The organism is Nitrospiraceae bacterium (assembly GCA_020632595.1).
In the GTDB taxonomy this organism is placed as follows: domain Bacteria; phylum Nitrospirota; class Nitrospiria; order Nitrospirales; family UBA8639; genus Nitrospira_E.
In genome coordinates, this window is record JACKFF010000001.1 from 268,592 (window position 1) to 292,557 (window position 23,966).

21 protein-coding genes and 1 pseudogene are annotated in these 23,966 nt (G+C 50.8%); 16 read left to right on the top strand and 6 right to left on the bottom strand.

Annotation, left to right across the window (positions count from 1 at the left end; all coding sequences use genetic code 11):
- The 4 genes from H6750_01250 (at window position 1) to H6750_01265 (ending at window position 6,350) form a co-directional block, all read left to right on the top strand.
- Complete coding sequence (locus H6750_01250; GenBank protein ID MCB9772938.1) at window positions 1-1,203, top strand: efflux RND transporter periplasmic adaptor subunit; 1,203 nt, start codon at window positions 1-3, stop codon at window positions 1,201-1,203.
- Window positions 1,204-1,284: 81 nt separating this feature from the next.
- Window positions 1,285-4,401 carry an efflux RND transporter permease subunit gene (locus H6750_01255; GenBank protein MCB9772939.1) on the top strand — a complete coding sequence of 1,039 codons (3,117 nt, stop codon included), beginning with the start codon at window positions 1,285-1,287 and terminating at the stop codon, window positions 4,399-4,401.
- Window positions 4,402-4,435: 34 nt separating this feature from the next.
- Window positions 4,436-5,698: a TolC family protein gene (locus H6750_01260; GenBank protein ID MCB9772940.1), complete on the top strand. Its 1,263-nt coding sequence runs from the start codon at window positions 4,436-4,438 to the stop codon at window positions 5,696-5,698.
- A 307-nt stretch (window positions 5,699-6,005) separates the two neighbouring features.
- Window positions 6,006-6,350 carry an RNA-binding protein gene (locus H6750_01265; protein MCB9772941.1) on the top strand — a complete coding sequence of 115 codons (345 nt, stop codon included), beginning with the start codon at window positions 6,006-6,008 and terminating at the stop codon, window positions 6,348-6,350.
- An 87-nt stretch (window positions 6,351-6,437) separates the two neighbouring features.
- Here the strand turns inward: H6750_01265 and H6750_01270 are convergent, their stop codons facing one another.
- The 3 genes from H6750_01270 to H6750_01280 all read right to left on the bottom strand — a co-directional run bounded on the left by H6750_01270 (window position 6,438) and on the right by H6750_01280 (window position 9,059).
- The gene (locus H6750_01270) at window positions 6,438-6,824 is read right to left on the bottom strand and encodes a hypothetical protein (protein MCB9772942.1); all 387 of its coding nucleotides are present in this window, start codon (window positions 6,822-6,824) and stop codon (window positions 6,438-6,440) included.
- 399 nt (window positions 6,825-7,223) lie between these two features.
- Entirely contained in the window at window positions 7,224-7,988 is a 765-nt protein-coding gene (locus H6750_01275; protein ID MCB9772943.1) for a hypothetical protein, read from the bottom strand.
- A gap of 345 nt (window positions 7,989-8,333) precedes the next feature.
- On the bottom strand, window positions 8,334-9,059 hold the full coding sequence (locus H6750_01280) for a Crp/Fnr family transcriptional regulator (GenBank protein ID MCB9772944.1): 726 nt from the start codon (window positions 9,057-9,059) through the stop codon (window positions 8,334-8,336).
- Window positions 9,060-9,278: 219 nt separating this feature from the next.
- Here H6750_01280 and H6750_01285 point away from each other — a divergent pair, with 219 nt between their 5' ends.
- From H6750_01285 to H6750_01295, 3 genes are all read left to right on the top strand, one after another.
- Window positions 9,279-10,124: a TIGR00730 family Rossman fold protein gene (locus H6750_01285; GenBank protein ID MCB9772945.1), complete on the top strand. Its 846-nt coding sequence runs from the start codon at window positions 9,279-9,281 to the stop codon at window positions 10,122-10,124.
- The gene (locus H6750_01290; GenBank protein MCB9772946.1) at window positions 10,121-11,518 is read left to right on the top strand and encodes an MBL fold metallo-hydrolase; all 1,398 of its coding nucleotides are present in this window, start codon (window positions 10,121-10,123) and stop codon (window positions 11,516-11,518) included. The genes H6750_01285 and H6750_01290 overlap by 4 nt, the downstream gene beginning before the upstream one ends.
- Before the next feature lie 178 nt (window positions 11,519-11,696).
- Window positions 11,697-12,824: a hypothetical protein gene (locus H6750_01295; GenBank protein ID MCB9772947.1), complete on the top strand. Its 1,128-nt coding sequence runs from the start codon at window positions 11,697-11,699 to the stop codon at window positions 12,822-12,824.
- Window positions 12,825-13,226: 402 nt separating this feature from the next.
- Here the strand turns inward: H6750_01295 and H6750_01300 are convergent, their stop codons facing one another.
- Window positions 13,227-13,415 carry a hypothetical protein gene (locus H6750_01300; GenBank protein MCB9772948.1) on the bottom strand — a complete coding sequence of 63 codons (189 nt, stop codon included), beginning with the start codon at window positions 13,413-13,415 and terminating at the stop codon, window positions 13,227-13,229.
- A 579-nt stretch (window positions 13,416-13,994) separates the two neighbouring features.
- Between H6750_01300 and H6750_01305 the strand changes: the two genes are divergently transcribed.
- From H6750_01305 to H6750_01345, 9 genes are all read left to right on the top strand, one after another.
- Entirely contained in the window at window positions 13,995-14,465 is a 471-nt protein-coding gene (locus H6750_01305) for a hypothetical protein (protein ID MCB9772949.1), read from the top strand.
- Window positions 14,450-15,160: a mechanosensitive ion channel family protein gene (locus tag H6750_01310; GenBank protein MCB9772950.1), complete on the top strand. Its 711-nt coding sequence runs from the start codon at window positions 14,450-14,452 to the stop codon at window positions 15,158-15,160. The genes H6750_01305 and H6750_01310 overlap by 16 nt, the downstream gene beginning before the upstream one ends.
- Window positions 15,161-15,905: 745 nt before the next feature.
- Window positions 15,906-16,337 (top strand): response regulator, encoded by a 432-nt coding sequence (locus H6750_01315; protein MCB9772951.1) that lies wholly within the window; start codon window positions 15,906-15,908, stop codon window positions 16,335-16,337.
- 209 nt (window positions 16,338-16,546) lie between these two features.
- Window positions 16,547-17,608, top strand: a complete 1,062-nt coding sequence (locus H6750_01320) for a GHKL domain-containing protein (GenBank protein ID MCB9772952.1) — start codon at window positions 16,547-16,549, stop codon at window positions 17,606-17,608.
- Window positions 17,595-18,542, top strand: coding sequence for a cache domain-containing protein (locus tag H6750_01325; protein MCB9772953.1), 948 nt, complete (start codon window positions 17,595-17,597; stop codon window positions 18,540-18,542). The genes H6750_01320 and H6750_01325 overlap by 14 nt, the downstream gene beginning before the upstream one ends.
- A 47-nt stretch (window positions 18,543-18,589) precedes the next feature.
- A complete protein-coding gene (locus H6750_01330) occupies window positions 18,590-20,011 on the top strand; it encodes a HAMP domain-containing protein (GenBank protein MCB9772954.1) in 1,422 nt (473 codons plus the stop codon).
- A 52-nt stretch (window positions 20,012-20,063) separates the two neighbouring features.
- A complete protein-coding gene (locus H6750_01335; protein ID MCB9772955.1) occupies window positions 20,064-20,594 on the top strand; it encodes a DUF3365 domain-containing protein in 531 nt (176 codons plus the stop codon).
- Between the two features lie 179 nt (window positions 20,595-20,773).
- Window positions 20,774-21,340 (top strand): hypothetical protein, encoded by a 567-nt coding sequence (locus tag H6750_01340; GenBank protein ID MCB9772956.1) that lies wholly within the window; start codon window positions 20,774-20,776, stop codon window positions 21,338-21,340.
- Complete coding sequence (locus H6750_01345; protein MCB9772957.1) at window positions 21,273-22,313, top strand: DUF4910 domain-containing protein; 1,041 nt, start codon at window positions 21,273-21,275, stop codon at window positions 22,311-22,313. Before H6750_01340 ends, H6750_01345 begins: the two co-directional genes overlap by 68 nt.
- Window positions 22,314-22,489: 176 nt before the next feature.
- On the opposite strand, the pseudogene H6750_01350 reads toward H6750_01345, so the two are convergent.
- Both H6750_01350 and H6750_01355 read right to left on the bottom strand, forming a co-directional pair.
- A pseudogene (locus tag H6750_01350) lies at window positions 22,490-23,127 on the bottom strand (polyisoprenoid-binding protein).
- Window positions 23,128-23,239: 112 nt separating this feature from the next.
- A complete protein-coding gene (locus H6750_01355) occupies window positions 23,240-23,956 on the bottom strand; it encodes a DsbA family protein (GenBank protein ID MCB9772958.1) in 717 nt (238 codons plus the stop codon).
- Between the last annotated feature and the right edge of the window lie 10 nt (window positions 23,957-23,966).

Genomic DNA, 23,966 nt, shown 5'->3' on the forward strand with positions numbered 1-23,966 from the left:
ATGAAGAACCTGAATCACAGGCATTGGCGATGGCTCCCTCTTCTCTGTCTTATCGGGCTGTTCCCGATTGGATGTTCCGACACCCAGCCACCAACTGGCAGCTTACCGGACACAGACGTGACGGCTTCCTCCCCTGATCTCGCTTCCCCTCCCAGACAACCCTTTCACGTGGACTATGTCCCTGAACAAGCGCGTCAACGAATCCGTATTGAAGAAGTCAAAGAACGCCTGACCCCGCATTCAGTCTCGGCCCCGGGAAATGTCGCCCTTGATCTTGCCCACGTGGCAAAAGTTTCCTCTCGCATCCCCGGGCAAGTGGATAAGGTGATGGTGCAATTAGGGGATCAGGTTAAAAAAGATCAGCCGCTCGCGGCTGTCGAAAGCATGCGCTTGGATGAATTAGTCCAGGAATACCTGGTGGCCAAATCCAAATTGGATGTGGCCTCCAGCAACTTTACGCGAACCAAACGACTCCTGACTGAAAACATTATTTCCCAACGTCGGTTTCTGGAAGACCGGGGACAACAGATTGAAGCCCAGGCGGTCTACCAACACGTCCGGGAAAAGCTCCTGAACATGGGACTCAGCGAACAGGAGCTCCAGCAAATGGAGCATGGCAGTCACCTGGAAGGGCACAAATATATTCTACGGGCCCCACTCAGCGGAACGGTGGTGAGCCAACAGATCGTGCTGGGCCAGGGCGTGGCGGCAGGAGACGAGTTCTTTGAAATTGTGGATACCAGTCGCGTGTGGGTGTTCGCCAATCTGCCCATCGAACAAGCCCGCCGGTTCCAGGAAGGCGATGAAGGCCAGGTCCTTCCCCGTGGGGGAGAGCCCATCACCGCCCGACTCACCTATATCTCCCCGGTCGCGGATGCCACCACCCGGACGATCCGCGTCCGATTCGACGTCGAAAACCCCAAGGGCCGACTCAAACCCAATGAATATGTGGAAGTGCGCCTGATCGATCAACAACATCCCGCGCTATCTATACCGTTATCAGCCTTAACGATGTTGGAGGGCGTGCGCGGCGTGTTCGTCCAACGGGACAACGGATACGATTTCGTGTTTGTCGAGACCGGCCAGGAAGGCGCCGGACTGGTAGAAATCAAACGGGGCTTGAAGTCAGGAGAACACGTGGTGACCGAAGGCGTCTTCGACCTGAAAAACGCCATTATGAAAACCTCCATTCAGGGAGAATGAGCCGTAAAAAGCACACGTTAATGGTAAGGAGCATCCCCTGAACTTTCCCCTTTTCCCTTTTCACACTTTTGAGCCCTGTTGATGGAGCGTCTCCTTACACTCTCGCTTCGGTATCGGTTTTTTACCGTCGTTGCCCTTCTTCTGGTGATTGTCTCCGGAGTATGGTCGCTGACCAATCTCACGATCGACGCCGTCCCCGACCTCACCCCCGTCCAGGTACAGATCCTTACCCGTTCGCCCGCACTCGGTCCGATTGAGGTGGAACAATTCATCACATTTCCCATTGAAACCGCACTCAGTGGCATACCGGGATTACAGGAAGTGCGCTCGGTCTCACGTTACGGCTTATCGGCCGTGACGGCGATCTTTGAGGAACACCTCGACCTCTATTTTGTGCGACAACTCGTGAACGAGCGACTGACCCTAGCAACCGAACACATTCCCGCCGCCTATGGACGACCGATGATGGGCCCCTTATCAACCGGCCTGGGAGAAGTCTACCAATTCACACTCACAGGGATGGGGCACAGTCCCATGTTCTTGAGAACCCTCCTGGAATGGGATATTGGCAGGCGGCTTCGGGCTGTTCCGGGTGTGGTGGAAGTCAATATCTGGGGGGGAGAAACCAAACAATTTCAGGTGGTCGTCGAGCCCAGTAAGCTCCTCGCCTTTAACCTTACCTTAAAAACTGTGTTTGATGCCCTGGCCCAAAATAATGCCCTCGCCGGAGGCGGGTACATTGAACATGAGCGGGAACAATATCTCATTAAGGGAGAAGCGATGGCTTCGACGATTACCGATTTAGGGCAAATTGTCGTGAGTCATGGGCCGGGGGGTGTTCCCATTTTCATTAGAGATCTTGGAGAAGTCAAAGAAGGCGCCGCCTTGCGGATAGGCGCGGCCACACGGATGGGAGAGGGGGAAACCGTCATCGGGATGGTTCAAATGCTCGCAGGCGCCAATGCCCAACAGGTGGTCAAACGTGTGAAAGAACGCGTCCAGGAGATTCAAGCCACCCTTCCTCCGGGAGTGGTGATTGAACCCTATTATGACCGGACCCTCTTTGTCTCAAAAGTCATCAACACCGTCAGAAATAATTTACTCGAAGGAGGTCTCCTGGTCATCGCCATTCTCTTTTCATTTTTAGGAGACATTCGGGCCGGATTTATTGTGGCATTGGCCATTCCTCTTTCCATGCTGATGGCTTTCACGGGCATGTATCACGCCGGCATCTCCGGCAACCTGATGAGCCTGGGAGCAATCGACTTTGGACTGCTCGTGGATGGATCGGTCGTCATGATCGATAACATTCTGCGACGACTCGGAAACGTCACCCGCCAAACGAAGGAAGAAAAGTTGGCGACAATTCAAGAGGCTGCACGGGAAGTGCTGCGGCCTATTGTGTTTGCAGTCGGCATCATCATCGTTGTGTATCTTCCTATTTTGTCCTTGATTGGATTAGAAGGCAAAATGTTTCGACCGATGGCCATGACCGTCATTTTTGCTCTGGCCGCCTCACTGTTCTTCGCGGTAGCCGGAGTTCCTGTCCTGTCGTATTGGTTTGCCCGGGCCCGGCCGAACCATGAAGAAACCTGGCTCATCCGGCGTTTGCGCCGTCTCTATCGACCATGGTTAGCGATCTCTTTGAACCGGCCGGCGATGGTGGTTATCCCTGGCATCCTCCTGTTTATTCTCAGCCTGGCGCTCGGATTCCGCTTAGGGATCGAATTTGTTCCTCGATTAGAGGAAGGCGATATGGCCATTCAAGTCTGGCGGCTTCCCAGCGTCTCCCTGACCGAATCCGTGGAAACCGCCTTGGGCGTGGAACGGGCGTTACGACAATTTCCTGAAGTGGTCCAGGTCGTAACCAGAACGGGAAGTCCGGAAGTGGCCACCGACGTGATGGGCGTTGATATGTCAGATGTCTTTGTGATCCTGAAACCTCGAAACGAATGGACCACAACCACGTCGAAGGAAGCGTTGATCGAAAAATTTAAAACCGCGGTTCTGGCAGCGGTTCCCGGAGTGGGACTCAGTTTCACCCAGCCGATTGAGATGCGATTCAATGAACTCATTGCCGGCACCCGATCCGATCTCGCTATCAAAATTTTCGGAGAGGATCTTGAGGTCTTACGCCATCAGGGCGACGGGGTGGCACGTGCACTCGAACAGGTGCCCGGCGCTGCCGATGTGAAAGTGGAACAGGTCACCGGTGTCCCCAGGATTCGGATTATCGTCGACCGTGACCAAATCGGGCGATACGGGCTGAGTGCCAGAGACGTCTTAGGGATTATTGAAGCCGCCCGGGTCGGCCAAACTGTCGGGACCGTCTTTCAGGGACAACGCCGCTTTGATCTGATTGTCCGCCTCTCTGATGAGACATCGGCCGGGCCGATAGCTCTTGGCAACATTCTGATCCCCACCGCGCATGGTGAACTGGTTCCCTTGTCCCGCGTCGCAACCATTGAGGTAGACGAAGGCCCTGCGCAAGTCAGCCGAGAAAATATTCAACGCCGTCTGGTGGTCGAAGCCAATATCCGTGGTCGGGACCTCGGCTCATTTGTTACCGAAGCCCAACAGGTTATCCGCGACCGCGTCACCCTCCCGCCCGGGTACTACCTTGAATGGAGTGGGCAATTTAAACATCTTCAGGAGGCCGCACAGCGGTTGGCTGTGGTCGTGCCGATTACCTTACTGCTTATCATCGCCATTCTTTCGGTGATTTTTGGAACGATTCGTCCGGCCTTGCTCATATTTCTGAATGTGCCCCTCGCGCTATCTGGCGGAATTTTGGCCCTTTGGATTCGTGACCTGCCATTGAGCATCTCGGCGGTCATTGGCTGTGTGGCCCTCTTCGGGATCGCGGTCTTAAACGGTGTCGTCTTGGTGAGCCGTATTCAGAGGCTGGAAACCGACGGGCTTCCGACCCGGGACGCCGTGGCACAGGGAGCCATGGATCGTCTTCGCCCTGTCTTGATGACCGCCCTCGTCGCCAGTCTGGGGTTTTTACCGATGGCCATCGCCACCAGTATGGGAGCGGAGGTCCAACGGCCCTTGGCGACAGTCGTAATCGGCGGGTTGCTCACATCCACGGCCTTGACCCTATTTATTATTCCAGCGCTGTACGGCAGCGTCTGCCGTTCCAACAAACAACCATCCATACCCCATCAGTCACACACAAGCACCACCTCAATCTGAGAAGGATGGTGTTGTCACAAGAAGGGAACATGTCATGTGGTTCAAACAGATCATTTACCTCATCATGCTATACGGCCTCTGCTGGCAACCCGTGTTGGCAGCGACTGTCACCTCACCAGAGGCTGCGGCCCCGACCTATAGCCTGCAAGCTATTCTGGCCATCGCCTTAGAGAAAAATCCCCTCATGAACGAAAGCGAGGGGGTCATCGAACAGAGGGAAGGAGACAAAATCTCTGCCTCCGCTTATCCCAACCCCACCCTATGGATTCAGAGTGGCCGTGGAACCGTCAGAGAACCTACCGGCCCAACTCTCACTGAACGGTATGCCACCCTCTATCAACCCATCGAATGGCCGGGGAAACGGGCGGCACGCCAACAGGCAGCCCAGGCAGGATTGGACGGCGCACTGGCCTCAAAAGAAGAGGCCAAACTGAATTTAATTGCGGCCACCAAACAGGCTTTTTATGACCTCTTATTTGCGGAACGCCAAACGGAAACGGCTATCCAAAATGTTCGGACGATGGAAGAAGTCCAAAAAGCCGTGATTCGTCGCGTTGAGGCGGGGGAAGCGCCCCCTTTTGATGCCGTAAAAATCAAGGTTGAGGGCATGAAAGTTCAAAAAGAGGTCGCCCGGACCAGAGGTGTTGTCCAGTCCATCCAAGCCTCACTCAATAGCCTCACTGCCGGGGCGTTGGGACTTGAATTCTCCATTCAAGGTGATTTCGCCGTCTGGCCCGGAGCCTTACACCTCGAGACACTCTCGGAGCAGACTTTGGCAAACCATCCCATCATTACTAAATGGAAAAAACTCATCGTACAAGCGCAGCAGACACACCGTCAGGAACAACAGGCTCGCATACCCGATGTAACGTTGAGTGGAGGATATCAACGAGACGCAGGGCGGGAAGCCTATATCGCGGGGGTTTCCATACCTTTTCCGGTGTGGAATCAACGTCAGGGAGACATTGCCCAGGCCAAAGGCACCTTGCGGCAACGGGAAGCGAGCCTTCTTCGTGCCAAACAGGAACTACTCAAAGGCATCGCCCAGCAGATCCAACTTTCTCACGCCGCGGCCGCACAAATTGCCACATACGAAAAAGGGCTGCTCAAACAGGCACAGGAGGCACTACGCATCGCCCAAGTCAGCTTTAAATACGGGGAGGCCAGCCTGCTGGATGTGCTGGATGCCCAACGGGTCTTGCGGCAAACACAGATAGATTATGCGCAGGCCAAATACGATCTCTCGATTGCCCTGACTGAACTGGAACGCGTCACCGGCGGAACCGTACAACCCTGAAGCACTCCGGTTATGCCGTCCATTCCGGATAGTACCACCGGATCTATGCATTTATAGGTAATAGTGCTATTTTTCCGCTACTATCTTTTACTTTCCTTGTGTGCTACGATTTTTTAACTCATCGCCCTGGGCTTAGCTTTGAGAGTTCAATCACTCAAGCCCGTAACCGGTGTTGTTTAGCCCGAGAGAATAACTCGGAAGTGTCTGACCTGAGTGGCGTGGAAACAGCGTCCGTGGCCTACCTCTTCCAAATGTTTTACCCTTCTCGAGCATCAGACAATATCATCTTTTTAAAAGGAGGAACCCCATGGGTTCAAAATTGTATGTAGGTGGGTTGCCGTATTCAGCGACTCAAGCAGAATTAACCGACCTGTTTTCGGCACACGGCACCGTCGAATCAGCTAACGTCATTAGCGACAAGTTCACCGGCCAATCGCGCGGATTCGGATTTGTTGAGATGTCTACCGGAGAGGAAGCACAAGCCGCAATTGCAGCATTGAACTCCACAGAGTTTGGTGGCCGCACATTGACGGTCAACGAGGCCAAACCCCAAGCCCCACGAACCGGTGGCGGCGGAGGCGGCCGTGGTGGATTCGGTGGCAGTGGCGGAGGCGGAGGAGATTTTGGAGGAAAGCGGCGCAGCCGATTCTAACGATCATTCCCTACGTCTGATAATAAGGGAGAGGTCCATAAGGCCTCTCCCTTTTTTTATTCCATCCCGGATTTCAGGCCCTTATCCTCAGGATCTCACCATAATGACGGCGGACAAAAGCACTCCCAACCCTAACAACAGGGTCAGTCGGCCAAGCAGCGGGGACAATCGGAGCAGAAGCTTTTCGCCAGCCGATAATTCTGAAGGAGCCTTGCTCTTCAGGGTTCGTACTTTTTGTGCCATTATCCGGTCGTGACTGAAGGAAACCACCGCTAACAGGAACACCAGTATCAGTTTCGTGAAGACAATAGGTGGCCATGAGGAAAGGGGAGACCGGAAATTGATGACATTTGCAAGAAGGACCGATCCCGTCACCACCAGAGTGAATAGAGCGCTCCATACGAGCGTTCTGAATCGACGGGCAAGGCTTATAAATCCGCGTTGAGCGGTAAGAGGGTCTGAGTCCTGCCTCATGAGGGGCACTGCAACAAGGGAGAGGAATAGCATCCCTCCAACCCAGAAGGTTGCAGCAATCAGATGGATCCAGACCAGAATAATATAAAGGAAATTCACCCCTGGAATTGTAGCGGGATTAGTGTGTTCTCACCAGATAAAAATGTATCCGATCCCGGAAAAAGAACCATTTCGAGTGAATGGAATAATCTATCAGACGTAGCGACCTCTTCAGACAGGCGAATACTCGAAACAGCCTCTCCCTATCGTTGAAGCCGGATTATGACGGACCCCAACGATGTCCCGGATACCGCTCCTCTTATACAAGACGGCAGAATTTCCCTCCCCAATTGCCCTTGGGCCAACCAGGTCCGATCACCATTTCATCTCCTCTGCTTGCCATGATTCCCTGACCGATCATTAAAACGCGATGCCGACATACGCACCGGCGGTGCCGAAATTATTCGTCGTATCTGTTTGGCCGGTCGCAAGATGAAATCGGCCGTCCACTCCGAGATGAATGGCTTTCCAGATTCGATACTGCGCCCCGATGGCAAACTGGACACCGATATCCAGGACGGTCGTATCATTTGAGGGAGGACTGATGACATGGAAGTCCAGCCCTACCGGAATTACCCATGGACGAAATCGGCTGCCTTCCATAAACATGATTTTCGGTGCCACATTCACCGTCAACATCGTGATTTGGACCTTTTTATTCGTTTCGACCGAGCAAGTCGGGACTCCTGCGAGGGCACAGGTGCTGGGAACCGCCTGCGTCACGTTTTTGGAATTAAACCGTTTATATTCCACCCCGATTTCCCCCAACACCCAAGTTCCGGGAAACATATCCCAAATATCTCGGGTGAGAACCAGATCAAGGCCAGCGCCAACATAATAACCGTTATTACTATCATTGGTCCCACTCAATCCAAAGACATCCGTCTCTACCTCATTCGAACGATCATTGATTAGCCCTGCCCAACCTCCACGAAAAAACACCATATTCCCGGTTTCTTGGACAGCTCCTGGTGATGGAGAGAGCGTTTTCTGCTCCAACCGCTTCAGCCTTTCGTCCACGCTTAACTCCTGGGCGAAACCCGCTTCCGGCACTGCCCACAACAGACACCCCACAAACCAAACCAATATGCCCAAATGTGTGACCAACCGGCTTGTGCTCATCATGTCTCCTCCCATTCAAGAATTGTGGTAAAACTTCGACCCCTCACGAACATGTGCTTGACTTGTGTGTCACCTCTGCGTCCCTCATCTTCAGTGATTTTTTGGAAAATCATTGAACGGGCCGTAGGCTATACGATTCCCGAAAGCGCGACCTTGTTGGAAAACAATGGCCAACCAGATAGTTATCAATCTTTTGAATAGGCCGAATGGCCTAAGGACGGAGAGAGCACACAAAGATCGGAAAGAGCGTGTATGAGAATTAGGGCGAGGTTAAAGAAAACTAAGCAGAACCAGGGCTGGGGAGGAAATGAAAAAATGAAGAAAGAAGAAGCGTTGAGGAGGACTACTTCAACGAGAGAGAGGCATACCGGCGATTTTGGTTAAACGCTCGACATTTATAATCATCAATTCCCGTCCATGCACGACGATGAGGTGATCGTTCTGGAAATCATGAAGAAGCCGGACGAGGGTCTCTACTGTGACTGCCGTCATCTGCGCAAGATCTTCCCTTTTGAGTTTAAGGGTAAGGCGAACCCCTTTCTCATCGCTTTTCCCGAATCGATCGCATAGCTCCAATAAGAGTCTGGCTAATCGCTCCCGTGCCGGAGTGAACGCAAATTGATCAGCCGCATTCAACACAGCCGTCATTTCTTTACTGAGCACCTGAACAAGTTTGACCGCCAACTCTCCATGCTCTTTCAGAAACGAGAGAAAACTCGTGCGATCCAACAGGCAAATTTGCGAAGGCTCCAGGACTTCACAAGTGACCTGATGAACCGGTTGCTCCTGAAAAGCCTGTTTTTCCAGAAGTTGGCCGGAATCTAAAATGTCCACCAAACGCTGTTGTCCCTTGCGATTGAGCCTGGTCAATTTCACCCGCCCCTGGCAGAGAATGTAAAGACCCAGGGCCACATGCCCTTCATAGAACACAAATTGGCCGGCCTGATACATGGCCCTGCGTTTAATGAGCCCGAAGGGTTCTTCAACCGAAGGAACGAGTTGGCAGATATCGGACGATTCCCGATTGGGGCAGACTGCACATTCAGGAATGGCTGGGGAAGTAGGAACTTTCATCGCTCACTCCTCTACAGTTGGGTCCATTGGACTATACCCGATTCCGGTTATTCAACCAACCCCCTGCACTCAGTAGAACGGAATATTTTTGGAATATGATTGTCCCCAATCGTCTCTCAAGCAAGAAGATGCACCCGTATTCATCTTCAGCAGTTTCAAATTACTTCATGGGTCATTATAATCTTCGCACTGCCCACTTCATAAAAATTGTATCTGCCTATGACCAATTTGCCACACTCTGATCCTCCTCTTCTGTCTTCTCCCGCATACAAACGGGCGGACTCCGACCTGGCTTTTTTGCAGCGAGACGACCTCAGGGCTGTCCGGCTCCAACTGGAGTGGTTTAAACCGGAACTGATCCAACAGGACGAGGGCATCGAATCCACCATTGTGGTGTTCGGCAGTGCCAGGCTTCTGGAACCAGCCGCAGCCAAAGCCAAGCTCTTGCTCGCGGAAAAAGAGCTGGCTGCCTCACCCCACGATCCTGAAAAAAAACGGGCCGTGGCCATTGCCAAAAACCAGGAGGCTTATTCTCCCTATTATGAGGAAGCACGTGAATTCGGCCGCCTGGTGTCTTCCAGTTGTCAAATAGACGGCCGAAGAAAATTCGTCATCATCACCGGCGGGGGTCCCGGTATCATGGAGGCAGCCAATCGAGGTGCAGCCGATGTAAAGGCCAAATCCATCGGACTGAATATCGCGTTACCACATGAGCAATTGCCCAACCCATACATTACTCCTGAACTGTGTTTTCAATTTCGTTACTTTGCCCTTCGAAAAATGCACTTTCTCAATCGAGCCAGAGCCTTGGTGGTCTTTCCCGGCGGATTCGGGACCATGGACGAATTATTTGAGACCCTGACCCTTCTTCAAACAGGAAAAGTACGTGACGTCTCAGTCGTACTCATCGGACGACCCTTTTGGGAAGATCTCATCAATTGGGAGAAATTTGTGGAGAATGGCTTGATCGAGGCTGAAGACCTGCAATTGTTTCATTATGCTGAAACCGCAGGAGAAGCCTGGAACATTATTATGGCCGAACATCCACTTGAAGCCCCATCATGAAGATTTCGTTTCATGGAGCCGCCAGATCCGTCACGGGGAGTCGTCATCTCATCCACGCGGGATCCTCCCGCCTGCTTCTGGACTGCGGTATGTTTCAAGGGCGGCGAGACCAAGCCGCCACACTCAATCGCCAACTTGGCTTTGATCCAAAATCCCTGACGGCCGTGTGCTTATCCCATGCCCACATCGACCATTCCGGAGCACTTCCAGTTCTCGCCAAAGAGGGCTTTCGCGGATCGGTCCATATGACGTCGGCCACGGCGGACCTGACAAAAATTTTACTGGAAGATTCCGCCAGGATTCAGCAAAGTGACTGTCGGTACGTTAATAGAAAGGAACGACGGAGAGGCCCAGCCTGTGTCACACCCTTTTATTCGATAGAGGATGTTCGAATCATTGGCAATCAGTTTCGAGGAGTACGCTATGGGGCCAATACCTCTGCGGCTCCCAACCTAAAGCTGCAATTTCATGATGCCGGGCATATTCTGGGATCGGCGGGAATCTGGGTTAAGCATCAAAGTCGTGGGAATACCACCTCGGTCCTGTTTTCGGGAGATCTGGGGAGAGCTAATATGCCGATCCTTCGGGATCCTCATGCGCCTCCCTCCTGTGATGTGCTGATCATTGAATCGACGTATGGGGACCGACTGCATGAGGACGATCAAGCCAAACGAAAAGCCATCGCGAAAGAACTCGTGATCCATGCGATTCAGCACAAAAGCAAAATTGTCGTTCCGGCCTTTTCGGTCGGCCGCACTCAAGAGATCATTATGCGCATCAAGGAACTCGTGAACAATGGAGAAGTCGACCCCATTCCGATTTTTATCGACTCCCCCCTCGCGTTAAAAGCCACCAAAGTTTTTCGCCAACACCCCGAATGCTATGACGAAGAAACCTATCGAACCTTTACCTCGACCGGCGATGTCTTTGCCGCAAAATACATCAATTTCATCTCAACAGCCCAAGATAGCAAACTCCTGAACCGCCGTAGCGGCCCCTGTGTGATTATTTCGGCTTCCGGCATGTGTGAAGGGGGGCGCGTGGTGCATCATCTTAAACATACCATTGAGGATGAAGCCAATGTGATCGTCCTGGTAGGCTGGCAAGCCGAGCACACCTTAGGACGCAAACTAGCCGAGGAATGGGACACGGTACCTATTTTTGGAGTCCCTACGAAACGGCGTGCTCAAGTGGTCCGGTTGAATGGCTATTCCGCTCATGCAGACCGGGATGATCTCCTCGCCTATGTCCGGGCAATCACACCACTTCCTCGAAAAGTCTTTGTGGTGCATGGTGAAGAACGCCAGTCCCTCGCCTTTGCCATGAGGCTGACCACTGAATTTCCCGGGATGGAAGTGGAAGTTCCACGGCCTGATTCCATATATGATGTGTAAATTCATGAATCCGGTCTCCTACAGGTTTCAGGCTCTCCCAGGCGTGTGAAGGCTTGGGCAATAACCAGTTGTGGTTGTGCCTCAAATCGTTCCATGATTTTTTCATTCTGAAACAAGAACATAACAACCATATGTCCCGATAGAGTCAAACTTCAATTCATTGCCTTGAAAGTGCCACATGTCGACTATGGGCGTTCTGGATACCTTTCACATACAAGACGGGAGATGCATCGCCATATTTGCCTATGATGTGGGTGCGTCCATTCAAATCGACGAAGCCGAACAGCTGATTACCGCAACAAAAGAGCGAGGGCGAATCAAACGGAAACGGCCGGCACCGGAATACTTTGATTATCACCCTGCACCGCTCCGCATTACGGAAGAACTTCAATCGATCAGCCTGGGAACGCACTGCACCCTTCCCACCGTTGAAACCGTACTCTATGACTTCGGCGCAATCATGGTGACCTATCAGATTCCTCTGACCGGACCATTTGCGTCCCTGCTCCCGTTAAGTGAAGCACTCTACGAAAATCCTCAACTGCTTGAAGGCACTTTCCGCCACGTCCAGTCTCTCCTGACCACATTAGGCCCGGCAATTGAAAAACCGAATATATCCGAATTCGTCGAAGACTATGCAATTTTCCATATTTTCTCGACTCAACCCGCGTTAAATCTGTCGCACTTTGTGGAACAATACGGCACACTGCTTTCTCAGATTCTCCGCTGTGAAGATCAACCCTTATCAGCCCAGGAAATACATGATGCCACCACCAGCCAGATTGCCTTTGGAACACAGGATCTGACCCTCATTGATTGGAATGCGGCGCTGATGATCGGGCAGGAGATGGATGATGTACGGGCTGTCTTAGAATTCGCCAATGTAGAATTAGTCGAGCGACGATTTCTCGATCACCAGTTAGACGAGGCTCTAGATGAAGCTTATGGGGCCCTCACACAGGAACACCGGCATGGATTCCGTTGGCCGGGATCATCGGACGCCAATCTTCGCCGAATCGCACGCATGCAAGTCGATAGCGCGATTCTCTTTGAACGGGTCACCAACACCCTAAAACTATTCGGCGATCAATATCTGGCAAGAGTCTCGCGGCTGGCGTCGCAACGCTTTCACTTGCAAAGCTGGGATGCAAGCATTCTCCGCAAATTAAACACACTGGATAATTTGTATGACAAAATGGCCGGTCAAACCGGCAATCAGCGGATGGAAATCCTTGAATGGATCATCATTATTCTCATTGCGATCTCCATTCTCCTTCCTTTTATCCCCGGCTTCCCCGGATATTAGGCTGACTGCTTTACTTCATGATGCCCCACCCGTCGTCATTCCCAACAGCTATCACGGGCACAACCATACAAGGGAGTGTTGAATAATAAAGATGTTCAAGGGAAAATTTGCCCAGGATTAGATTTCTCATCAAAGGCTCCGGGTCGGTTCAAAACAGTCCGTCCAGCAAGGCCGCAGCCGTTTTTACGCGCGGAGCGTACGCGTCGTACGTGACCACGGGAAAATGGCGAGAACGCCGCTGGCGGCTTTTTTCAACAGACCCTACAAGGTGAATTCAACTTGTAAGCGCAACTCAACATTCTCAGTTGATTGAAAGAATTTGCAAGACAAGACTTCTGAGAGCGGATTATTGGGACACTTCAACAAGTAGCCGAAGAGGGTCACGATTGGAAAGAAAGGCGCTTATTCGAGTAACATTTGGCCGTCGATATTCCGAATGATTCTGGCGCGACCGGACTGGTCGAGCTGCGCTTCAATCCAGTCCCCCACATGCGCCGGACGATCAATCTGGGTATTTTCATCAAAAGGCAGTCTGGCTTCAATCTGATCGTTTACGTGCACGACATAGGCCGCGCCCTCGATTTTAAACACCTGCCCTGAACCTTTCTTAGATGCTTATTGGCGGATAACGCCTCCTGTTGAATCTGTTGGTAGCCTTTGGTGCCTTCGACAATGCCACGCCCCATAGCCGCTTGCTGAGCGCCCACGAATTCCTGCTGTCCCACGCATCCCATCAGTCCTATAGTGGCCAATGTTACGCTCATCCAGCTCCGATGACTTGATGCCATTCCCGGCTTTCCTTTCTCCTACTCACTCAGGCACATCACATCATGAACAGTACAAGTATGAATTATCCTATCACACGCGCTCAGAGAATCCAGTAAATAGGGCTCATTTCAGACCGTGTGACGCCGGCAACTCCCCATCCACTCAATCACTTTTCTCTTTCTTACCCACAATCTTTTCCTCCGACTTCCCAAAGAAAATTGACCTTTACATAGAATTCTTTTACCCTTCCCGTGAACATGTTCACAACATGAGTGATCCGCATTCATCGATCCGTCCAGCCATGTCATTCAGAGGCGCGCCCGGCTTCATCAAGCTAATTAATATATACCTTCAACCAACCCCCTCTTCAATCCTTTCATTGAGGTCAGGCACCTTCGATTGATGCTTCAAGATTTTTGGCAAGAAATTCTTACGGTCTGGCAGATCGGCGTTTTACATACCACCCTGGGTGATATCTTTCTTGCCTTAGGCGTGTTTTTGGTATTCTTGTTTGTCCGCCGCATTTTCTTCCGTTTTTTTTCCCGTCTTTTGCGACGGTTGACCGGACGAACCAAAACGGACATAGATGATCGGATCCTGGAAGCGATTGAACGCCCCCTTGAATTCACGTTTGTCATTATTGGTCTGTACATTTCCGGGCAGGTCATTTCCTTGTCTCCCGCGTTGGGTGCGATCTTTGGACAAATCATCCGGTCCTTGATTGCTTTCACGATCTTCTGGGCTATTTTTCGAATACTGGATCCGCTGTCAATCCTACTGGATCGATCCATCACGCTCTTCGGCAGCCAAAGCATGCACGAAACCGTTAAGGGTTTTTTCTCAAGGTCGCAAAGTTCGTGGTGGTCTGCTTAGGCATTGCCGCGGTGTTTCAGGAATGGGGATTCAATGTCGCGGCGGTCCTCGGTAGCTTGGGACTGGTCGGCATGGCGGTCGCCCTCGGCGCCCAGGATTTCATTAAGAATATGTTTGCGGGGTTCACGATATTTTTGGACCGGGTCTTTGAAAAAGGCAATTGGATCAAAACGCCTGACGTGGAAGGCACAGTGGAGGAAATTGGATTTCGTGCGACAAAAGTCCGTCAATTTGACAAAGCCCTGGTCACACTGCCCAATTCCAAATTGGCCAATGAAGCGTTAATCAATTACTCCCGCATGACGAACCGGAGAATTTATTGGAAAATCGGGATCGAGTATCGTTCGACTCACGATCAAATACGGAATATTATCCAAGCCACTTCGGCCTACATTTACGAATGTGGAGACTTTGAAACCAATCCGGAACAGACCAAAACATTTATTTTCCTGGATTCATTCGGTAACTCAAGTATTGACATTATGCTGTATTGTTTTACGAAGACTATTGTATGGGGTGAGTGGTTGGAAGCCAAAGAACGCTTGGCTTACAAAATCAAGGAAATCGTCGAGGGCGAGAAAGCCAGTTTCGCGTTTCCATCGAGTTCCATTTATGTCGAAAGTCTGCCATTCGGCACACCAGAATCTTTCATGCCACCCCTCTCCCGGTCGCCTTCTTCTCCATCGCCAACATAGTTTCCGTGTTTCTGTAGGTGGGCATAGCAAGCCCAGCAAGCAAAGAATTCTGTTTCCTCAAGGAAAACCGCTGCCTGCATTCCAGAGAATGTGTAAATGCCATCGAAGACCTCCTTCCTGACTCCCTTCCACGCCATATGCCTCATGTGGTCCATTTTCCCTCCTGTTCGCAGAACTACATGATATCGGCTCATCTATATTAGGCCCCAAATCAATTCCATCCCTTTCCTAAATTCCTTCCCTATTCGAGCAGTTCGTTGGACGTATGAAAAGATTTTCCCCAAATTGCCCGCAGAGCTATTAAACTCCATAAACTTTCAGTAACATTAATCGTTCCTCTCTGGCTCCCCATATTGGCATAGCTGCCAAACTTGGATCTGACCCTCGAAGCCATGAGATAAAATGATGGATTCCAGTCCTGGATCGGAAACGCCACCCCATTGCGACCCTTTTATTAAAATGCTGACGGAGCCTGGTTGGAGAAACCGAAATGGACAGAAGGGAGGAAAACAGGACTATTCCCGTATAGGCTTCAGGAACAATATTGGCCACGCCCAGGCGATTTACCCTATATCCGCCTTTGTCATTTCCAATATACCCAGGATTAAGGGCAAATTAACCCTTTCTCTTATTGGTTGATTACGATAATATTGTGCCTTCAGAAGTGATAAGAACTTTTTTCTTTTCCCTCTGACCAATTGAAAATCTAATCAGGCCACTCACCTAACAACAAAGGAGAAGAGTAATGGCAGAAACAACGGCAGCAATGTTTGGAGGACACAAAACCAACGGCCTGGTTCTCGTCGTGGACGATGAGCCTGATGTCCGAAAAGTAGTACGAATGACACTCGAAAAGGCCGGATATGATGTCATTGAGGCGGAGGATGGGGAAAAGGCTATCGAAGCAATCCATCAAGGTGAAAACCCTTTAATGTTGGACGTTGTTATTTCCGATATTCGCATGCCAAAAATCAACGGCGTGGAAGCCATTAACTATTTTCAACAACAATGGCCACGTGTTCCCCTCATTGTGCTGACGGGATTTCCGGACATGGAAATGGCCACCGGATTTCTCAATAAGGGGATTGTGGATTATCTGGTCAAACCGGTTGAAAAGGAAAAATTACTTAAATCCGTGGCCACCGCCATGGAAAAACGAGATCTCAATCGCCTGTAATCTGACGGGACTAACTTTTCAGATTTCGAGTTTCTTCTCGCGGGAGAATCGTTCCCCATGAAGAAGACTATGGTATATCAAGTAAAGCCCTATCCTCAGGATAGGGCTTTTCTACCATATGAACGTTAAGACATGGAGAAATACCGCATGCTCCCCGTTTGACCTTAGCCTTTCCTCATCCTCCACTCCAACCATCATGGAGGGATTCCATGGCGACCGTTGAACCTCCCATTACCATTGCCATTCTCGGGGCCGGCAAGGGAGGAACGGCGATGTTGGAATCCTTTCTCAATTTACCCCATATCCGTCTACTGGGCATTGCCGACACAAATCCCCATGCGTTGGGTTTTCAACTTGCCCGACTTCACAATATCCCTACTGTCTCTCATCCTCTGAAGCTTATTCAGGAAGACCAGGTGAATTTGATCATTGACGTGACCGGGGATCCCATTCTTCCTTCATACATTACGGAGCACAAACACAGCGGGGCTGAAGTGCTTGGAGGGACCGCCGCCAAAGTTCTCTCAGAGTTGATCCAACATCAAAGATTTATTCAAACACAACTGTTTCAATCGGAAAAATTAGCCAGCATGGGAACCTTTGCCTCGGGAATTGCCCATGACATTAATAACCCGCTGTATGTCATTTTGGCGATGGCCGAAGAAATTCAAGAGGAAACCAATCTTGATCGCATTCGACTCCATGCCGCCAGCATCCATGAAGCGGCACAACGCATTCAAGCCATTTCACGAAATATCACTGATTATGTTCGCACATCCAGCCATCAAGAACTCGAAAGAATCGACCTCCATGCCAGACTGGATGAAGCCTTAAGCATTTCCAGATTTGCAACAAAATTCCGAGAAATTACGGTTCAGAAACATTACCAAAACGGCTTGACCGTCCAGGCTAAACCGGAAGAAATCCTCCAGGTTTTCATCAACCTTATCACCAACGCTATTCATGCCATGGAAGAGAAAGGCAGCCTCACCATCACCACCTCACACAGCAACGGAACCGTACAAATTGCGATCAGCGATACCGGCTGTGGCATTTCCCCGGAACACCTCCAAAAGATTTTCAATCCCTTCTTCTCAACGAAACCGAAAGGCCAGGGGACCGGCCTCGGACTCTATAACGTCAAAACCATTGTCAAAAAATATCATGGGGATCTTCAAGTCGAAAGCGAATTAGGGAAAGGCACCACGTTCCGATTGTCTTTCCCGGCCATTCCTCCTGTAGAAGGTACGGTGTCCGGTGGACAACCCTGAACCCAAACCCGCCAAAAGAAAAAAAGGACTGACCCAAAAACTGGTTCTGTCCATGCTGTTGGTCGGCGCACTCCCCTTGATCATTGGACTTCTGCTGGCTTTCTACCAGGGCACACAGGAAATTCGCGAGGTCAATGGATCCAGCTTTGAAGCTCTCGCAACAGAGACGGCCAGAAAGCTTGATCTGGTCATGGCAGATGAACTGGCCCGCACGTCCTTACTGACAACCGATGTGAAAATCATTGCACGCCTGGAAGACATCCGCGATGCCCTCAGTGAGCTGAGTCCCCAAGAGCTGGCTCGCACCCTCACGCAGGAACAAGAAGCCTGGAACGCCAAGGATGCCGACATGCTTCAACGAATTCTGAAAGGACCATTTGCCGAGATCCTGCAATCACATGTGGGGGGAACCTTTATGGACCCGGGCCATCCCATTCCGCTGATTACCCGATCTGCCACACGTGGCTTATTTATCACCGATCGTGCAGGACGGGTTGCTGCGAGCCTGGATTCCGAGATTCCCTACCTTCACCGGGAAGAGGTATGGTGGCAAGGTGCCTTCCACAATGGAGTCGGTCAACCGTATATAGGCCAGGTAGCGTTTGATTCACGATTGGGAGTCTATACCTTTACTCTTGCGCTCCCCATCATGGATAGCTTGCGGTATGAAGCCATCGGCGTCCTGCACCGGATTTATGACGCCAAGGAGTTCTTTGCCCCTTCCATCGATATTATTCGATTTGGCAAAACCGGTCATGTCATGCTCATTGACAGCCGTGGCGTCGTTTTGAGCTGCCCGATCCTTCCCACGGGCACCTCAATTACCGACACCCGCCTTATTCCTCTCGTCACCCCCTTAAGGCGGGATGGACTCCAGCCCCAAGCGATGGCCATGGGGGCACTGCAGCCTCCATCATTGGATTCGCCCCCCTGAGTAATACCAATCAGATCACCAAATTCTCCACAGGCCAGACCTGGCATATGTTTGTCTGGCAGTCATCCGAGGAGGTCTTTGCCCCCATAGAGCATTTTTTCAAATGGACGGCCGCTTTTGGATTACTGGGAGTGGCACTGCTCGTCACATTGGGATATATCGCCGCCAATCGAATTGCCGCACCCATTCGTCGCCTTCAGGAAGCGGCCCGGCAAATCGGCAGAGGGGAATATCGTGAGCCCCTAACATTGTCCACCGGCGATGAAATTGAGGAATTAGCTGATGAAGTCAATCGGATGAACCAACAGCTGGCATCACAGTTCGCCGGATTGGAAAGCCAGGTTGAGTTGAAGACCCAGGAAGTGAAATACCTTGAAGAGTCGACCATTAAAATTCTCGATAATGTGCCTGACCCGGTCCTCATGATTGGCCCGGACGAACACATCGAATATGTCAATAAGGCCTCGAAGGAAGCCTTTGCCATCACGAACGGCGAGATCATCGGCACGCCACTATTCCAAATTTTCTCCTCCTTGGATCCTGCGACACGAGACCGCCTGAAACAGGAAATGCACGCGGTCCAGGTTATGGAACCTCTATCTTCAGACAATACGAAAGCCCAGCCGTCCAACACCTCGTTACAAGATCCCCTGGTTCCCATGAACTGGGCTCAATCAGGCACCAATCGGCAGGAAATTCGGGTCAATCAGCGAACGTTCCGGTACCGGTGGTTTGGTGTCCAGGCCCGCCCAGGAAGGGAGCCAAGTGCCGGATTGGTATTACGAGATACGACGGAAGAAAGTATCCTTCAGGACCGTGTCATCCAAGGGGAAAAGCTTGCCAGCTTAGGCGTTCTCAGTGCCGGGATTGGACATGAACTCAATAATCCTTTAGTCGGAGTTATTGGATTAGGTGAAGCGATACAAGAGGAGACCAATCCCGAACAAATCAAAGAATATGCCAGGGGCATTGTTCAACATGGAAAACGTATGGCTTCCGTCGTTCGGGACTTTACCGGTCAATCCGGAAAAAATTTGACTGAAGGGCAAACGCTCATTAACCTCAATGAACTGTTGGAACAATCTTTGACTACGGTCAAGGGTCTCTTTCCATCAGTCCGGATTGAAATAGAGACTCACCTTGGTCCCATTCCTTCCATTCAGGGAAAGGTATTAGAACTTGGACAGGCCTTTACCAACATCATCACTAATGCTTTTCAAGCCATGAAAGAAGGGGGGAAACTTGTTATTTCAACAGAAGCGTCTGGGCACGATCTGGAAATCCGCATAAAAGACACGGGGCGCGGCATCGCCCCAACTCATCTGCCCAGAGTCTTTGACCCTTTTTTTACCACGAGGGGGCAGGGAGAAGGATCGGGTCTTGGACTGACCGTGGCCTATCGAATTATCAATAAACTAGGCGGACACATTCGAATCGAAAGTGAAGAAAGCCGGGGACGACCTGCTTGATTACCTTACCCGTTTCGAATGCCCACCCGGCGAAGGAAAGGAGTTCGACGTCATGACAAGCCTTCGAGGTAGTAGGACCGGCTTATCTCTGGTTGTGCTTGCCACTCTCCTCATTGGAATAGGTGTTTCTTCATCTCTTCAAGCAGGTGATTCCAACGCCATGAAAAATCTATCACCGGAGAAAGTTGCAGACTTCATTCATGCCATCGTTGAGGCCGACCGTCACGTCTACACAACGCATATCGTGAAAAGAATGCAGGAGCAAGGCGTCGTCATGGCCCGAGAAGATTGGGAAAACAAAAATGCCATTCCCCTTCCCGCGCAGTTTCTCCATATTTCCAGTAAATTGGTCGCGGAATCAGGACACGGCATTCGATTCCGTTTGATTAGTCTATGGCCAATCTATCGGAGGAATGGGCCTGCAACAGATTTTGAACGGAAGGCCTTGGAGCAACTTTCGCTCAACTCCGACACACCTCAACGTGGAATTGTGTCCACTGGAAAAAGCGATTATTTCAAGCCATATATGCCGATACGGCAATTAACGATACCTGCACCACATGTCATAATGCTCACCCCTTAAGCCCCAAACGTGACTTCAAAAGGGCGACCTCATGGGGGCCATTGTCATCACCATTCCTCTGGAGGACTAACGCCCGGCACAGATTCCGCCACAGGCTCCATTTTTCACACATTCGATAGACCTTCCCCTGTTACACGTATTTTTTCAATCTCCGTTTTGACAAGGAATAGGTAGGAAACTTGGTACGACTTCCCATAGTTCAATTTTTGATAGGACTTGCCCTCACAACTCCTGTTTTGGGCTTTGACTATCAGCCCTCCTCTTCTTCATCCATACCCCTGGATATTGGAAATATCATCAAGGACATTCGCGAACTGAGTCGTCCATCATATCAAGGTCGGCAGGCCGGCACGGATGGTAGCTTGCAATCGGCCGACTATCTGGTTGATCGATTCCGATCTCTCGGCTTGCAACCGGCCAACCACCTTTCAAAACACGAACAGGATTTTCATTGGTTACAACAACGGTTCATGACGGCAATTCAATTGCTGGAGCCATCGACCATCACCCTTTCCCTTATTGGCGCGAATCAAACGTCAATGACGATGTCGCTTGTCCCAGGTCAAGCGTTTCTTCCCATTTTGGATTCTCCTTCCACCAGAACCACAGCCAGAGTCGTCTTTGTGGGATACGGCATTGTCGACCCTGCCCGCGGAATAGATGAGTATCAGGGAATGAATGTCGACAATCGCATCGTCCTATTTCTCCGGGAAAACCCCATCCTACACGGGGTGGATCACGCATGAAGAAAAAGCGGCCATCGCCAAAGATAGAGGCGCGGTAGGCTATTTAACGGCAACCGGTCCACTACTTGGCCGTTATGAAGCCCGCAAAGGTCTGGGGCAGGGTCCTTTAGCCATCTATGGAGACACACTTGATAACCGTCCCATCCCTGGGGCATGGATACATGGGAAACTTCTTGATCAGGCCTTGAATGCAGCCAATGATTCGCTCGAAGCCCTGCAACAGGCTGCTAATGATATCGGGACATTTCGTAGCAGACCCCTTCCGCTTCTGGTCCAATTCCATTGGGAAATCCGCAGTCAGCCCGGAACCCTAACCAATGTCATCGCCATGTTACCCGGTCGTGATCAGGAGCTACGCAAGGAACTCATTCTCATCGGTGCCCATCGCGACCATTTTGGCCAACAAGCCGGCTTGCTTTTTCCTGGAGCCGATGACAATGCATCCGGAACATCAGTGATGTTGGAACTGACCAGAATGCTCTCCCAAAGCGCTACCTCACCGAAACGGACCGTGCTCTTCGTGTCATTTGACGGGGAAGAACGTGGCCTACTGGGCTCGAAGCACTATGTCAGCCACCCCGCCTTTCCATTGGATCGAACGGTCGCCATGATCAATCTTGATCATCTGGGAGCGGGGGATGGGAAACTGACGGTTGGAATTACTCGAATGGATAAGATGCTGGCTCAGCAGGCAGCCGACCGGGCGGGATTAGACGACAATATTCAAATGTATGGTTATTTCCCCGGTGGCGACCATGTCCCATTTTTTGAAGCCGGGGTGCCGACCGTGACAGTTGTCAGCAGCGGCAGGCACCCCCATTTTCATCAACCATCTGATTCCCTGCAGTCCATTCAACCCGAAAATTTGTCCATCGCTACCAAATTCCTCTTCTCACTGATTACCCTGTTAGCTGACAAGCCTCAAGGAGCCTGTCATCCTCAGCTTACCCCGAAGGATTTGTGTCCAGGGTGAAGGTATCTGGAATTTGTTAAATTCTTTGAAGGAAATGTTCTGAGCTTGCCAATTGGCTTACCATACAATATGGCGGCACCGAACCTTCTTTCTCCTCCATTCCTTCACTGCTCAGATTTCCTCGTGAATTCTCACAGGGAACATGCAGATTGTTACCATCAATTCCCCCGATCACGTTATTCTTTTTCTTGTTTCACTTTTTCGACTGTCTTTTCTTTAATTACTTCAATTTCCAGAATGATTTTGACCTCATCACCCACGAGCATTCCGCCACTATCCAATAATTTGCTGAATTTCATGCCGAAATCTTTTCTGTTCAGCGTTCCGGAAGCGCTGAAGCCAGCCCGTGTATTGCCCCAAGGATCCTGAGAGACCCCATTAAACGTTCCGACTAATGTAATCTCTTTAGTGACTCCCAACAAAGTCAAATCTCCAACAGCGGTGTAGTCGTCTCCGGTTTTCTTATAACTTTTCATGGTATAGGCCATGGTCGGAAACTTTTGAACGTCAAAAAATCCGGACTTCGTAAATGCTCATCCCGTTTCTGATGATCAGTCGTGACCGAGGCGGTCTGGATGACCGCTTCAATGGTTTTAAATTCCTTCTCCTCTGCGTCCATCTCCACAGTTCCTGAATACTCTGTAAACCTGCCGTTGGTTTTGGACACCACCATATGGGCAACTTGAAATCCAACCCTGGAATGATCATGATCCAGTTTCCATTTTGCCATTTCTGCAACCGAAGCGGTGACAAACCCAAAACCAACAATCAGAACCGTTCCAATTCCAAAACACACTTTGGAAACATTCCGCATCACATAACCTCCTGTGAAAATTGAAGACATACTGGATGACTGGTCTTCGTTCATGAATAAACAACAGCACATGATCTACGGATCAACTATCATCCAGCGCTCAACGAATAATTTACCCGACCGGCGAATTGCTGTTGCCGGAAGCCGGATCATCCAGCCATTCGTCAATGAGTGGAACTATCACCCCCGCAGGTTGATACCCCTGCGTCAATCTGATGTGGACATTACCATTTTGACCAAGCAGCGCCGGGAAACCACTCACTCCCAATTGGCGAGCCCGATCAAATTCCTGCCAGACCGATTGTTTCGTCGCAGAATCATGAAACCCTTCCAGAAACCGGTCCTGTTCAATACCTTGCGTACCGGCAAGATCCGCCAAAATCTCCGGATGCGTGACAGCCTTGTTCTTCACGTAAAATGCTTCCTGAACAGCATGTAAAAACACAAATTCCTTATCCGGAGCCAATTGCCGAATTACTATCATCGCCCGTGATGGCGGTTCAGTGTCATACATGAACGAAGGCTCAGGATGGAAATTGAAATTAAATGGCTGACCGGTTCGTTCATGGACCGCATGCCAATGGCTGAGAATATAGGCACGCCGTCGCTCATCAAATCGTTCAGTATTGCCGGGGCGCAACCCACCCAACAATACCTCGATCGTCATCCGATCTCCATATCGCCGAACGATCTCAGCAATGACTGGTGAAAATCCCCAGCACCACGAACACATGGGATCAACAACATAGATAAGCGATTTCACCATCATATTTACCACCTGGCTCCCTCGGTGGGCTCCCTCGGTGACCTGCCCAGACATACCCAACAAGTGAATATCC